Origin of the sequence: Arthrobacter sp. AQ5-05 (assembly GCF_003287975.1) — a bacterium.
In the GTDB taxonomy this organism is placed as follows: Bacteria; Actinomycetota; Actinomycetes; order Actinomycetales; family Micrococcaceae; genus Paeniglutamicibacter.
The window spans coordinates 172,809-186,108 of the sequence record NZ_QMKQ01000005.1 but is presented as its reverse complement, the minus strand read 5'-3'; the positions used below and the strand labels follow the sequence as shown (position 1 = coordinate 186,108).

The window sequence follows — 13,300 nt, the reverse complement described above, 5'->3', positions numbered from 1 at the left end:
GCGCCGGTGGCCATCAGCGCGGCGTCCCGAAAGCCGGTCAATTCCGTTGCCGCCCATGGTCAGCGAGACTGCCGCAAGTGGTCAATTTCAATTGCCGTAGACGGGCAGTTTTAGACTGCCGTTGACACACATCATCAAGACCACGATTGGCAGCACCACCGTCATCGAAAACACCGACGGCTCAAGGCAGACCATCTACTGGCGCGGCTACCCTGCCACCTCCGAGCCGGATCCACAGGAAATTCTCGACGGCCCGACCCCGGAGCAGGGATATGCCGACGGCCAGGCAATGCTGGCGGAGATCAAATCCGCACTCTCAAGCGCACTGGCCTTGGAATGGAATGCCGAGGCTGAAGCGCTCGAAACCGACGTCTACTTTCCTGGAGCAAGCAACAACCATGGCGGGCAGTCCCTCTTGACCACGGTAAACGCTCCGGAACATCAAAGCACCTCGGTGCCGGAAGCCTGGGCCGGCAAGCAAAAGGCCATGGACGTCATCGGGGACATCTCGGGTGAATACGGTTACCAGAGACCGAGGCTGGATACCGACAGCTGGTCCGAGGCCGATGTGGTTGCCGATCGGGGAAGCCTGGATCCTGCCGGCTGGGCGATGGTGGGAGGGATGGTTCAGGGGCCGAATGGCCAGTGGCTGTCCTTTGCCTTTGCGGATTGTTCCAAGGACCTCACCGGCAAGTTCGCCAAGGAATTCTCCGATGACTCCGGTGGCGGAGCGCAAAGTGCACTGTTCCTCGGCTACGGCGCCAAAGGGTTGCTTCCCGCGGCAAACAGGGACCTCTACAAGGAAGCACTTGCCCCCTTCATCGGGTTGGAGCGGCCCGAACCGCTGGAACGCTGAACAGCATTGCAGGCTTCGCCACACACCGGGCGGTCCGCGGTGCCGGGCACCAATTCTTCGGGCCCCGGCACCCCGTCGGACTATTCAGTAGGAAGTCTTCATGGCCCGCCTGCCCTCTTCCAAGGTTTCATCGGCGACGGCGCTGGCGCGCCCGTTGCCTCCCTTGCGGATGTTGCGCACGAAGCCGCGCTCCTGCGCGTAGGACGTGCGCCGGGCCCGGATCGGGGCCAGATACTCGTTGACGGCATCGGTCGCCGTTCGTTTCAATGGGCCTGCGCCACCGGCTCCGACCTCATCGGCAACCTCGAGGGGATCGCGATCCGTGCACGGCGCAGCAAGCAGGACAAGGCTGGAGACCTCGGGGCGGGTGGCCGGGTCGTAGGTGATGTGCCTGATGGAGTCGGTCTTTGCACCGCGAATCAGTCGCGCTGTGTCATCGGCATCGTCCGCCAGCGCTACGGCGTTGCCTCGGCTCTTGCTCATCTTGCCGCCGTCGGTGCCCAACAGCAGCGGGGCTGCCGAGGGCAATGACGCGGGCTCCGGAAAAATCCCGGTCTCGGGCGCATATCGGGCATTGAACCGCCGCGCAATGGTGCGGGTCGGCTCAAGGTGGGGAAGTTGGTCCTGGCCGACGTTCACCAGGTTGGCCTTGCAAAACAAGATGTCGGCCGCCTGGTGAACGGGGTAGCTGAACATCAGCCCGCTGACCGCCGCCTGCCTCGAATGTGCGATCTCGTCCTTCACCGTGGGATTCCGTCCCAGCTCCGCCACGGACACCAGTGACAGAAACGGCAGAAGCAGCTGGTTCAGCGCGGCGACGGCACTATGGGGGGTAGATCGTGGTGCGGGCCGGATCGATGCCAACGGCCAGGTAGTCCAGGACCAATTCCTCGACGGATTCGGCCAGGTTCCCGGCCACGTCCCGGTCGGTCAGCACCTGGTAGCCGGCAACCAGTACGAAGGATTCAACGCCAAGGTCCTGCAACCTGACCCGGTTCTGCAGCGTGCCGCAATAGTGGCCCAGATGCAGTCGCCCCGTCGGCCGGTCACCTGTCATGACCCGGAACCGTCCCGGACCGGTGAGGATTCGTTGTTCGCGGGAGCCATTCTTGTTGACGGTATCGGTGCCGATGCGACTGGCCATGTGTGGGTGTGCTTCGGGTTTCTCGGATGGAGTGGTTTCCGGGTGATCGTGCATCTTGTACTCATTGTTGTTGCGGGAAGGTTGCCGCCGGTACGGCCGGTATCCCGCCCCCTGTTGCAGGGCAGAAAAAATGGCCGTCCAGTGCGAACGGCCGTGGTCTTTCACGAGGCAGGGTTGTTCCTAGTCCGAACGCCACCAAGCCAGCCGTGACTGATTCATGGGAACACGCTACCGCGTGTCAGAGCCATCCGCCCCGTGGACAACGTTGCTGCCGGCGAGCGATTGCGTGCCGGCGGCGGACCGAGGCCGGGGCTCCGTTCGGGTTTTCCCAAAACCGGAAAATCCTCCCGGGGCCACTGCCGGTAGACTTGATGTCGACATGACTGAGAATTATCCTGCGGCCGATACGGCCGGCAATGACGAACTTTTCACCGCCGAGGAACTTGAGACGGCACTGAAGGTGCTGGGCCAGGTGCACCGGTTGGACGCCGAGGACGAGCGACACGTCGCCGTGCGCCGGGCCACCGGCAAGATGTTCAAGTCCGCCAAGCGGCACCGCAAGAACGAGAAGCGCTCGGCCATCAACGCCGCCGACCGCGCCGTGGTCGAGCGCACCGCCACCGGCTCCCCGCAGCGACTGGACGACGAGACGCTCGGCCTGGATTTGAGTACCCCGACCGACGAGCACACCGCCGGCGAATACATCAAGCCGCGCGGCTGCTACATCTGCAAGCAGCGCTACACCACCGTGGACGCCTTCCACCACTACCTGTGCCCGGAGTGCGCCGCGGCCGGACGCGAGCGCCGCGACGCCCGGGCGGATTTGACCGGCAAGCGTGCCCTGCTCACCGGCGGGCGTGCCAAGATCGGCATGCACATCGCCCTGCGCCTGCTGCGCGACGGCGCCCACACCACCATCACCACGCGCTTCCCGCGCGATGCCGCACGCCGCTTTGCCGCGCTGGAGGACTCCGCGGACTGGATCCACCGCCTGCGCATCGTCGGCATCGACCTGCGCGATCCCTCGCAGGTGATCTCGCTGGCCGACCGCGTCGCCGCCGAGGGCCCGCTGGACATCCTGATCAACAACGCCGCGCAGACCGTGCGCCGCACCTCGAACTCCTACCTGCACCTGATCGAGTCCGAGAACCAGCCGCTGCCGGCCGAACTCGAGTTCGGCGCCGGCGGCCCCGAGGTCTGGGGCGAGGCCAATCCCCCGGCCGAGCACCCGCGCGCCCTGGCCAGCGCCTTCCGCCTGGAGGACTCGGCGCTGCTGGTCCCGGCAACCCCGACCAACTACGACGCCCAGGCCGTGGCGGACCTGGCCATGACCGCGGGCTCCGCGACCCTGGAGCGCATTGCCGCGGGCACAGCGATAGATGCCGGCGGCATGGTCCCGGATGTCGTCACCGAGAACTCCTGGACGCAGATCCTGGGAGATGTCGACGCGCTGGAAATGCTCGAGGTGCAGCTGTGCAACGTCACCGCGCCGTTCCTGCTGGCATCGCGCCTGCGACCTGCGCTTGCCGCCTCCGACGCGCACCGCAAGTACATCGTGAACGTCTCGGCCATGGAGGGGCAGTTCTCCCGCCGCTACAAGGGCGCCGGGCACCCGCACACCAACATGGCCAAGGCCTCGCTGAACATGCTCACGCGCACCAGCGCCGAGGAAATGCTCAAGACCGACCGCATCCTCATGTCCGCGGTGGACACCGGGTGGATCACCGACGAGCGTCCGCACGACTCCAAGGTCCGCATGGTCGCCGAGGGATGGCATGCACCACTTGATTTGATCGACGGCGCGGCCCGTGTCTACCAGCCGATCGTTGACGGGGAACGCGGCATCGACCTCTACGGCTGCTTCCTGAAGGATTACGAACCCTCCCCCTGGTAGAAACCCACGGCCCCTGCCGGATCTGGTGTTCCCCGGCCTGAACCAGCCGCCGGCACCACTTTGCGGCCCTCGGATCGGCTTGGGATATGGCGTGGACTTGGGCGCCAAGCAGCTGACGCGGACCGGCATCGTGCTGCTTGGCTTCCAGCTTTCCGTTGCCGATGTGCCGGCGTTGGGCCGTAAGTGGTCGGGCCGATGGCACCGGTCGTTGCCGGTTCCTTCGCCGGCAGCCACCTCTTCGTCCGGGTGCTGGTTTACCACGTCCTCAAGCGTTGTGAGCTGCCCACGTGATGTCCATTCCAGAAGCACCTGTGCGCGGCATCGAATTGTCGTTGTTGCTTACGGACTCCAGATTGCCGATAGCGGTACCTGCACTGTCGCACGCAAGGAAACAAGGTGGCGTTCCCGCCTTCCAGGTTCCCTCGAAGAGCAGGATGGGCATCCATCTGGATCCTTCGGGGATAACCATCCACACCTCGGGAACGTCCACCATCCCTGCCTCCTACAGGTGTTTGGACGAGCCCGTTCCGGGACGGGAACGGACTGCCTTCTCGGGTCTATTCCCGGATCGTGTCCGTCAAGGAAAGGTCGTCTAGTTGGACACGGGCAACAGAAAGGTCCCGGTTCAACACATACGCCCGCTCCTGGCCACGGCTGAAGACAATTGCCTGTCGGGGCTCCTTGAAGCCCTTGAGAGTCTTCACGATCGCGTTTTTGGTGACGTCGATGACGTCGATTGTGTTGTCCGCCTTGTTGCTGGCAAAAAGTATTGTGCCGTCCGGCGACAGTGCTGCACCGTACGGTTCGCGGCCGACGTCAATTTCATTCGTTATGTCTCCGTTCCGTGAGTCGACCACGGAGATACTGTTGCGCCCGCTGTTTGCGGCATACAGCGTGTTCCCGTCAGCCGTCACCGAGATTCCCCGGATCTTGGAAAAACCGGTCAGTTCGTGAAGGATCTTCCTGCTGTCGGGATCGACAACGGTGACCTTGTCGCCCTCGAAGTTCGTCACAAATACGCGTTTTCCGTCCGGGGATACCTTGATGCCCTGCCTTGGCTGGGAAAAACCGGTGATTACGGCGGTCGGCTTCCGTGTCTCAAGATCGACGACCGTGACGGAGCCATGTGCTTGGTTGTTCACATACATGGTCTTTCCATCCGGACTTGCCGCTGTTCCGAATGCTCCCGGCCCAACAACGACTTCATCCTGCAAGGTGTGGTCCTCCGTGCCGTAGAAACGGAGGGTTCCCAGGGTGCTGTCGGAGACGACAAATTGCGAGCCGTCGTTGATGAACACGACGTTCCGCGGCGTTCCAAAGCCACCGATCTTCTTGAGCAGCCCACCTTCGGCGAGGTCATAGATCAGGATCGAATTTTCGCGGCTGTCCGAGACCACCGCGGTCTTCTCATCAGGGCTCACCGCAAGGGAATTGTTGGTAATCTCTGCGTCAAACGCTGTTCGGCCGGAATCGGGAGCTGCCTGGTCCGAACCGGCCGCGGCTCCCGTGGCCGGGGATCTTGCGTCGGGGGTGTCTGTTGCGGCGCCGCAACCGGTAAGGGCAAGCGCCATCAGGGACAGCGACGCCATGGTCGTGATGATCCGTTTGTTCATGAAGTGTGGCTCCTCAGTGGGTTTGTTCTTGAGATCAGGATCGACGTGTCGGCTGAGGCACGCCAAGAGATTCGGCTGACGTGCCTGACCGGTTCCGGAGGGAACGCAGTCATGGCGAGTCCCTGCTCAGGGAGCAGGGACTCGCGCCCAGGACCGCCTCCACCCGCTAAGACGGGGAAAAGGGCTGGATCGTTCAGTTGCAGCCAAGGTTTCGCCGCCCTATCCGGACAGTCGGGTCCCGTTCGATGAGCACGGTGGACCCCAAACGCATCGGCATGCCTAAGCCGCGGCCAAACGCTTGCCCACGAGAGGACAAAGTCATCGGCTCGGCAATGGCCCAGCGATGGACCACAGCTGGGGGCCCGTCGACAAAGTAGTCCCGCCCGGATTGAGTCGGGATGTAGATCATTGGCCCGGGAGCCCACAAGGACTTCAACCTTGTGCCGGCCGCGGCACGCTGCCGAAAATCCACGGGTGGTCATCGCATCCGGGCATGAAATTGCCGGGCGGATCGATGTGCCCGCCACCATGGATGGCACGATCGGCGAATGAAGGAACGAGGCGGACCAGTGGAGCATTCCGCACCAGGCTTTCCGGGCACGTCGTTTCGCAGAACCCTCCAGCCCCGCATCGACCCCCACCCAGCCCCTGAAATTTCGTGCTCCACCTGTAACGCGACGAGACGGAACCCTGCCACTCCGCTTCACTGGAACTACATCGGCGCCACGCAACTTCGGGGCGTGCTTGCGACCAATTGGAGGCACGACATTGTCAAGCGCTCGTTTCATGTTTGAATGGTCAGGTGGATCACATGACTAGAAACCCGGGCCCGAACGAAAACCTTTCTCGCGACGAGGCGGCATGGCGCGCCCAAACCCTGAAGGTGCTCTCCTACCGGGTGGAGCTCGACCTCTCACCCGCGCAGGACCCGGCCGTGACCGGTTACCGTTCCAGGACCACGCTGGTGTTCGAGGCCCACGGCACCACCGGCACCTTCCTGGACTTCATCCATGAATCCATCGAGTCGATCACGCTCAACGGCGCCCCCGTCGATCCGGGGCAGGCCGTCTCCGGCTCCCGCATCCACCTCGAGAACCTGGTCCAGGGCGTGGACTCCCCCAACACGCTTGTCGTCGATGGCCACGCACGGTACTCGCGCAGCGGCGAGGGCTTGCACCGCTACGTGGACCCTGCCGACGGGCAGACCTACTGCTACACCCAGTTCGAACCAGCAGATGCCCGGCGCGTATACGCGAACTTCGAACAGCCCGACCTCAAGGCACCCTTCACCTTCATCGTGCGCGCACCCGGAGGCTGGCACGTCGGTTCCAACCAGGCCCCCGCCCGCGTCGACGATCACGGGGACGGCACCGCGACCACACACTTCGCCCCGACCCTGCCGATCTCCACCTACATCACCACGGTGCTCGCCGGACCCTACTTCGTGGCCACCGGCTCCTACTCCCGCACCCTGGATGACGGCACCGAGCTGGTGATCCCGCTGAACGCCACCTGCCGTGCCTCGCTGGCGGAGCACTTCGATCCGGAAAACATCCTGGAGCTGACCCGCACCGGCCTGGACTACTTCCACGACCTCTTCGACTACCCCTACCCGTGGGGCAAGTACGACTCGGCGTTCGTGCCGGAGTACAACCTCGGCGCCATGGAAAACCCCGGGCTGGTCACCTTCACCGAGCACTACCTCTTCACCTCACGGGCCACCGAGGCGCAGCACGAACAGCGCTCGAACACGCTGATGCACGAGATGGTGCACATGTGGTTCGGCGACCTGGTCACCATGACCTGGTGGGACGATCTGTGGCTCAAGGAATCCTTCGCCGACTACATCGGCACCCTGGCCAACGCCGAAGCCACCTCGTTCACCACCGCCTGGACCACCTTCGCCAACCGCCGCAAGGGCTGGGCCTACGTGGCCGACCAGCTGCCCTCCACCCACCCCATCGTCGCGGACATCACCGACCTGGAGGCCGCGAAGCAGAACTTCGACGGCATCACCTACGCCAAGGGCGCATCCGTGCTCAAGCAGCTGGCCGCCTACGTGGGGGCCGACGCCTTCCGCGACGCCGCCCGAACCTACTTCCGCGCCCACGAATACGCAAACACCACGCTCACCGACTTCCTCTCCGCCCTCGAGACCGCGTCGGGACGCGACATGGGCGCGTGGGCCGAGGCGTGGCTGAAGACCGCCGGGGTCCCTCGCCTGGGCCTGGACCTGCAGTTGGCCGACGGAAAGATCACCGCCGCAACGCTCACCCAAGCGGGCACCGATCCGATCACCGGGACCCCCATCACCCACCCGCACGTGCTGAACGTGGGGCTGTTCAATATCGTCGACGGCACCCTGGTGCGCACCGCCACCCACCGGGTGGAACTGGTCGGAAGCGGCGTGGCCCTGCCCTTTCTGGTCGGGCAACCGCGTCCGGATCTGATCCTGCCCAACGACGGGGACGACACCTACGCCATGGTGGACTTCGACGAGGTTTCCCTGGCCACGCTGCTGGGCAACCTGGGCACCCTGGCCGACCCGCTGGCGCGTGCCACCTGCTGGGCCGCGCTGTGGAACATGGTGCGCGACGCGAGGCTTCCGGCCCCCGGGTTCCTGGCCGCGGTGCGCGCCCATGCCGAATCGGTCACCGAGGTCTCGGTCTTTGCGCAGCTGCTCACCCAGGCCACCACCGCCATCACCCACTACCTGCCCCCGGCGCTGCGGGATGCCGAGCGCCAGGCCCTGGCCGACGCCATCACCGAATGGCTGGATCGCGCCGCACCGGGAAGCGACGCGCAGGTCGCCGCGGCCCGCGCCCTGGCCGTGCTGGCCCGCGGTTCGGTGGCCGGGGATATCGTCGATTCCCTCCTGGCCGGCGAGAAACGCTTCGCGGGCCTGGAGCTTGACGAGGACCTGCGCTGGGCCCTGTGGGCGGCCAAGGCCGCCAGCGGAAACCTCGACGAGGCTTCGCTGGCCCGGCTCGAGGAGGACGCGCTCGAACACCCCTCGGCCGTGGCCACCGCCGGGCGCCTGCTGGCCCTGGCCGCGCGCCCGGAGCGCTCGGTGAAGCAGGCCGCGTTCAACGCGGTGCTCACCGGGGTGAACGCCGACGGCTCGGCCCTGTCCAACGAGGCGGTCTCCGCCACCGCCGCCGGATTCCTGCTCGGGTCCCACGAGCTGCTCGACGGGCACTACCGGGAGTACTGGCCGGCGCTTGAAGGCATCTGGGAGTCGATGAGCATCGGCATGGCCACCCGCGTGATATCCGGGCTCTTCCCCGCAGCCCAGGACCTGGCCCTTGACGGCGTGCACCCGGTCATGGCCCGGCTCGATGCCTGGATCGAGCAATCCCCCGACGCCCCGCGGGCGCTGCGCCGGATCCTGGCGGAGCAACGCGACTCCCTGGCCCGTTCCCTGGCCGCCCAGGCCCTGAGCGCCGGCTGGCTTCGGGAAGTTTCGGGACCGGCGCGATGACCACGTCTCAGCGGACGATCTTGAAGTTGAACTCCGAATTCCCCAGTGCGCCCCACAGACGCAGCCAGATCGGCATGAGCATTTCGGCGCCTCGTGAGGTGGTGATGTCGCCCAGGTCGATCACGTCCTTGTGGCCGAAGTCCGCCAGGATCCCGGCGACCGTGTCCTTGGCGTCGGAGTCGTTCCCGGAGACGAAGACCGTGCCCGGTTCGGGCAATCTCTCCGGGTGTGCCATCAGCCCGGCGGTGAGGGTGTTCAGCGATTTGACGACCCGGGCCGCGGGATAGGCTCGCTGGATCTGCTCTCCCAGCGAATCGGTGTCCTTGACCAGCAGGGTCGGTGGCATCCCGTGGCCGAAATCCAGGGGGTTGGCAACGTCCAGGATGATCTTCCCCCCAAGGTTGCCGGCGCCGGCCAGGGCCAGCACCTCAAGGGACGCGGCCCCGTGGGTGGCGTTGACGATGAGCTCGGCCCCGGCAACGGCGTCGGCGAATGTTGCCAGAACGATGCCGGGGTTCCCCGCCGCCCAGGGCGCAAACGGAGCGGCGCCCATGGCATCGGGCTCGGTGCGCGAAGCGGTGGCCGCAGGGTCACGCGTGCCAAGGGTGAGGGTGTGGCCGAGTTCGGCCAGCCGTGCCGCGAGCGTGCGCCCGACGGTGCCGGTTCCCAGGACTGCGATCTTCATGGCGGCAACTTCCTGTTTGGCGTTGTATCTTCGGGCCGGTCCACGAACCGGCCTACCTGATGCAGAACTCGTTGCCCTCCGGGTCGCCCAGCGTGTACCAGGTGAAGGGGCCCTGCGCCGCGGCGTGCAGGAACGTCGCCCCGCGGGCCAGCAGCTTGCCGCGCACTTCGTCGATATCGCCCAGGTCAAGGTCGAGGTGGACCCGGTTCTTCACGGTCTTGGGCTCGGGCACCAGCTGGAAGAGGATCCGTTGGCGCGGCACCTTCCCCAACTGGTCCAGCGGGCAGATTCCGGCCCCGCTGCGCCACGCCAGCTCGCCGTCGAAGATCAGCGTCTCGTCCTCGCTGGCGTGGCCCTCGTCGATCATCTTCTGGATGAAGTCCGGGTCGCTGGGTTCCACGGTCCAGCCGAGCGTTTCGGCCCACCACACGGCCTGCCGGTGCGGGTTGGCGCTGTCGACGGTGATCTGAATAGAGAGGTCCATGGGCACACGCTATTCCGCGCGGACCTCCGGCACAAGGGGCCACCGACCGGTCAATGCCCGCGGGCGCACCATGGTGCCACCGACCGCGCCGGGCATTGCCGTGCACACCGGGCGAACGTAGTCTGGGCCCTGTAACGCGCCGGAGGCACCGCGGCACCAACCCGCCGGCACCGGGAAGAAGGCGAGCGAACCATGTCACGGGTCAGGGTCCACAATTTCAGTGTCTCGATCGACGGCTACGGTGCCGGCCTCAACCAGGGCATCAACGACCCGCTGGGCGCGCGCGGGATGGAGTTGCACCAGTGGGTCTTTCCCACCGCATCCTGGCGGGAGCGCAGCGGCGAACCCGGCGGGAGCACCGGAACGGACGATGCATGGCTGCGGGCCGGGGATGCGGGGATCGGCGCGACCGTCATGGGCCGAAACATGTTCGGTCCCATCCGCGGACCCTGGGACGCCGACGACGAGGCCTCCTCCTGGCGAGGCTGGTGGGGCGAATCCCCGCCCTACGGGCACGACCTCTTCGTGCTAACCCACCATCCCCGCGATCCGCTTCCGATGTCCGGCGGCACCACCTTCCACTTCGTGGCCGACGGGCTGCCCGCAGCACTCGAAGCGGCCCGCAGCGCCGCGCACGGCGGCGACATCCGTCTCGGTGGCGGCGTGGCCACGGTGCGCGAGGCGGTGGCAGCCGGGCTGGTCGACGAACTGCACCTGGCGTTCACCCCGGTGCTGCTGGGTGCCGGCGAATGGCTGTTCACCGGCAACTGGGCCGCGGACGGCTTCCGGGTCGCCGAGTCGCAACCGGGCGAGGGAGCCTTCCACGTGCGGCTGCTGCGTGGCTGATCAAATTACTCCGGGCGCCGGGGCCCTCCCATGCCCCGGGAACTGCGCCGCCCCGGGCCGGTTGCCCGAACATCCGCCTCACCGGGGAGTGGTCTTGGCCCCATGCATCGGGAAAACATCGTTTTCGACGCGGTCGACCCGCAGCGCCTCGGTCGGTTTTGGCAGGAATTGCTGGGCTGCGAACAGCTCACCGACACCCCGGAGGGGTTCGGGACACGGTTGTCCGTCCCAGGCGGCCCGACCCTGGATCTGTGCTTCCAACCGGTTCCCGAGCCGCCACGGGATCCGCTGGGGCTGCACCTGGACATCGGGCAGGGCGATGTCCCGTGGGTCGTGCCTGGGAGATCCGGAATCCAACGCATTTTGCGTGATGGAGGGCCGAACCGCATACCGCGGCACCGGGCCCCTCGCCGCCCTTCCCCGGGACAGCGCCGATCCCCAGGGGGATGCCGGATTCCGGGCCTGGCTGACCGGGTGGATCGCGCCGGAGGATGACCCACGATCCTTCGCCACCGCCCACTGCGCGGCCCCCTGCTGGCGCTGTGCCGGGAGCCTACGCCCAAGGCGGATACGAAGAACCGGACGCACCTGGAGGTGCCCCTGGAAACCGCCGAGGACCCCGAGGCGGTTGCTGCCGGAAACGTTGCACGCGGCGGGCGGGAACCGCATCCGGACCGGGGAGCGCTCCGCTGGCGGGCCTACCGGGATCCCTCGGGCAACGAACTCTGCGTGCTGCCCGCAAGCCAGCGTGGACGCGCCGCGGCGGAAACGGCACGTCCTCGGCCGGTTGGTGATCGGGCGCACACGTGGCATACGGTGGCAGGACAACCCTGTTCTGCCGTCCCAAGGAGTGCCCATGAGTGTCTACGCTGTCACCAACCCCGCCACCGGCATCGTCGAGGCAACCTACCCCACTGCCACCGATGCCGCCATCCAGTCCGCCGTGGCCAGCGCCCATGCCGCCTTCGGCACCTGGAACACCTCGCAGATCGCCGTGCGCGCCGCCCTGCTGAACCGCGTCGCGGATATCTACGAGGAACGCCGCGACGAGCTCGCCGCGATCATCACCCGCGAAATGGGCAAGCCGATCTTCCAGTCCGGCAAGGAAATCGACATCACTGTCTCGATCTACCGCTACTACGCTGCCAACGGCGAGAAGTTCCTTCAAGACGAGCAGCTGGAGGTGGCCTCCGGCGGCACCGCGGTGATCCGCAAGGAGGGCGTGGGCGTGCTGCTGGGCATCATGCCGTGGAACTTCCCGTACTACCAGGTCGCCCGCTTCGCGGCGCCGAACCTGATGAACGGCAACACCATCCTGCTCAAGCACGCCCCGCAGTGCCCCGAATCCGCGCTGGCCATGGAACGGATCTTCACCGACGCCGGGGCCCCGGACGGCGCCTACGTGAACGTGTTTGCCACCAACGGCCAGATCGCCGGCGTGATCGCCGATCCCCGCATCCAGGGCGTCTCGCTCACCGGTTCCGAGCGCGCCGGATCGGCCGTCGCGGCCATCGCCGGGAAGAACCTGAAGAAGGTCGTGCTGGAGCTCGGCGGCTCCGATCCGTTCCTGGTGCTGGAGGACGCCAACGTGAAGCGTGCGGCCAAGCAGGCCATGGTGGGCCGCTTCGGCAACACCGGCCAGGCCTGCAACGCCGCCAAGCGCATCATCGTCGACGCCTCGGTCTACGACGACTTTGTCAAGGACTTCACCGGCGCTGTCGCCGGGATCAAGGTCGGGAACCCGGCACACCCGGAAACCTTCCTGGGTCCGCTGTCCTCCGCCGCGGCCCGCGACGGCCTGGCGGCCCAGGTGCAAGACGCCATCGACAAGGGCGCCACGGTTATCGCCGGCGGCGCCCCCCTTCCGGGGGACGGATCGTACTTCGCCCCGACGGTGCTGGCCGATGTCACCGAGGACATGCGCGCCTACACCGAGGAGCTCTTCGGCCCGGTCGCGGTGCTTTACAAGGTCTCCGGCGACGCCGAGGCCGTCGCCCTGGCCAACAGCTCGGCCTACGGGCTGGGCGCCTCGATCCAGACCGAGGACATGGACCGCGCGCACTCAATCGCCCGGCAGCTGGAGGTCGGCATGGTCTCGATCAACCAGACCAGCGGGTCCGCCGCCGAGCTGCCCTTCGGCGGGGTGAAGCGCTCGGGCGTCGGCCGCGAGCTGGGCAAGTACGGCATGGAGGAGTTCGTGAACCGCAAGCTGGTCACCTTCCGCGGCTAGCGCGGAGCTCCCCGCGGGGCCCGGCGGCATGGCATGGTTCGGCTGTTTCGAACCATGCCATGTTCCC

11 protein-coding genes and 1 pseudogene are annotated in these 13,300 nt (G+C 66.4%); 7 read left to right on the top strand and 5 right to left on the bottom strand.

Annotation, left to right across the window (positions count from 1 at the left end):
- Positions 1-121 precede the first annotated feature (121 nt).
- Complete coding sequence (locus DQ353_RS07645; RefSeq protein WP_113762171.1) at positions 122-856, top strand: hypothetical protein; 735 nt, start codon at positions 122-124, stop codon at positions 854-856.
- Positions 857-940: 84 nt separating this feature from the next.
- Here the strand turns inward: DQ353_RS07645 and DQ353_RS22720 are convergent, their stop codons facing one another.
- Together DQ353_RS22720 and DQ353_RS22715 are read right to left on the bottom strand one after the other, a co-directional pair.
- Entirely contained in the window at positions 941-1,627 is a 687-nt protein-coding gene (locus DQ353_RS22720) for a tryptophan--tRNA ligase (RefSeq protein ID WP_502696384.1), read from the bottom strand.
- Between the two features lie 52 nt (positions 1,628-1,679).
- Complete coding sequence (locus DQ353_RS22715; RefSeq protein WP_502696383.1) at positions 1,680-2,000, bottom strand: hypothetical protein; 321 nt, start codon at positions 1,998-2,000, stop codon at positions 1,680-1,682.
- Between the two features lie 379 nt (positions 2,001-2,379).
- Here DQ353_RS22715 and DQ353_RS07635 point away from each other — a divergent pair, with 379 nt between their 5' ends.
- The gene (locus DQ353_RS07635; RefSeq protein WP_113762170.1) at positions 2,380-3,894 is read left to right on the top strand and encodes an SDR family NAD(P)-dependent oxidoreductase; all 1,515 of its coding nucleotides are present in this window, start codon (positions 2,380-2,382) and stop codon (positions 3,892-3,894) included.
- A gap of 557 nt (positions 3,895-4,451) precedes the next feature.
- On the opposite strand, the gene DQ353_RS07630 is transcribed toward DQ353_RS07635, so the two are convergent.
- Positions 4,452-5,507, bottom strand: a complete 1,056-nt coding sequence (locus DQ353_RS07630) for a YncE family protein (RefSeq protein ID WP_220093984.1) — start codon at positions 5,505-5,507, stop codon at positions 4,452-4,454.
- Between the two features lie 811 nt (positions 5,508-6,318).
- Between DQ353_RS07630 and pepN the strand changes: the two genes are divergently transcribed.
- Entirely contained in the window at positions 6,319-8,988 is a 2,670-nt protein-coding gene (pepN, locus tag DQ353_RS07625; protein ID WP_113762169.1) for an aminopeptidase N, read from the top strand.
- A gap of 7 nt (positions 8,989-8,995) precedes the next feature.
- Here the strand turns inward: pepN and DQ353_RS07620 are convergent, their stop codons facing one another.
- Complete coding sequence (locus DQ353_RS07620) at positions 8,996-9,673, bottom strand: NADPH-dependent F420 reductase (RefSeq protein ID WP_113762168.1); 678 nt, start codon at positions 9,671-9,673, stop codon at positions 8,996-8,998.
- Positions 9,674-9,725: 52 nt separating this feature from the next.
- Entirely contained in the window at positions 9,726-10,157 is a 432-nt protein-coding gene (locus DQ353_RS07615; protein WP_113762167.1) for a VOC family protein, read from the bottom strand.
- 192 nt (positions 10,158-10,349) lie between these two features.
- Here DQ353_RS07615 and DQ353_RS07610 point away from each other — a divergent pair, with 192 nt between their 5' ends.
- The 4 genes and pseudogenes from DQ353_RS07610 to DQ353_RS07600 all read left to right on the top strand — a co-directional run bounded on the left by DQ353_RS07610 (position 10,350) and on the right by DQ353_RS07600 (position 13,233).
- Positions 10,350-11,003, top strand: coding sequence for a dihydrofolate reductase family protein (locus DQ353_RS07610; protein WP_113762166.1), 654 nt, complete (start codon positions 10,350-10,352; stop codon positions 11,001-11,003).
- A 30-nt stretch (positions 11,004-11,033) separates the two neighbouring features.
- Positions 11,034-11,498: a VOC family protein gene (locus tag DQ353_RS22560; RefSeq protein WP_353616671.1), complete on the top strand. Its 465-nt coding sequence runs from the start codon at positions 11,034-11,036 to the stop codon at positions 11,496-11,498.
- A gap of 99 nt (positions 11,499-11,597) precedes the next feature.
- Positions 11,598-11,726 (top strand): annotated as a pseudogene (locus tag DQ353_RS22215) (VOC family protein); the annotation flags it as partial.
- A 133-nt stretch (positions 11,727-11,859) separates the two neighbouring features.
- Positions 11,860-13,233: an NAD-dependent succinate-semialdehyde dehydrogenase gene (locus tag DQ353_RS07600; RefSeq protein ID WP_113762165.1), complete on the top strand. Its 1,374-nt coding sequence runs from the start codon at positions 11,860-11,862 to the stop codon at positions 13,231-13,233.
- Positions 13,234-13,300: the final 67 nt, after the last annotated feature.

What these genes read in the sequence shown, in the direction of transcription:
- DQ353_RS22560 (WP_353616671.1), top strand. Translation starts at nt 11,034, where the DNA reads ATGCCCCGGGAACTGCGCCGCCCCGGGCCGGTTGCCCGAACATCCGCC.
- pepN (WP_113762169.1), top strand. Translation starts at nt 6,319, where the DNA reads ATGACTAGAAACCCGGGCCCGAACGAAAACCTTTCTCGCGACGAGGCG.
- DQ353_RS07630 (WP_220093984.1), bottom strand. Translation starts at nt 5,507, where the DNA reads ATGAACAAACGGATCATCACGACCATGGCGTCGCTGTCCCTGATGGCG.
- DQ353_RS07615 (WP_113762167.1), bottom strand. Translation starts at nt 10,157, where the DNA reads ATGGACCTCTCTATTCAGATCACCGTCGACAGCGCCAACCCGCACCGG.
- DQ353_RS07600 (WP_113762165.1), top strand. Translation starts at nt 11,860, where the DNA reads ATGAGTGTCTACGCTGTCACCAACCCCGCCACCGGCATCGTCGAGGCA.
- DQ353_RS22715 (WP_502696383.1), bottom strand. Translation starts at nt 2,000, where the DNA reads ATGGCCAGTCGCATCGGCACCGATACCGTCAACAAGAATGGCTCCCGC.
- DQ353_RS07620 (WP_113762168.1), bottom strand. Translation starts at nt 9,673, where the DNA reads ATGAAGATCGCAGTCCTGGGAACCGGCACCGTCGGGCGCACGCTCGCG.
- DQ353_RS07610 (WP_113762166.1), top strand. Translation starts at nt 10,350, where the DNA reads ATGTCACGGGTCAGGGTCCACAATTTCAGTGTCTCGATCGACGGCTAC.
- DQ353_RS07635 (WP_113762170.1), top strand. Translation starts at nt 2,380, where the DNA reads ATGACTGAGAATTATCCTGCGGCCGATACGGCCGGCAATGACGAACTT.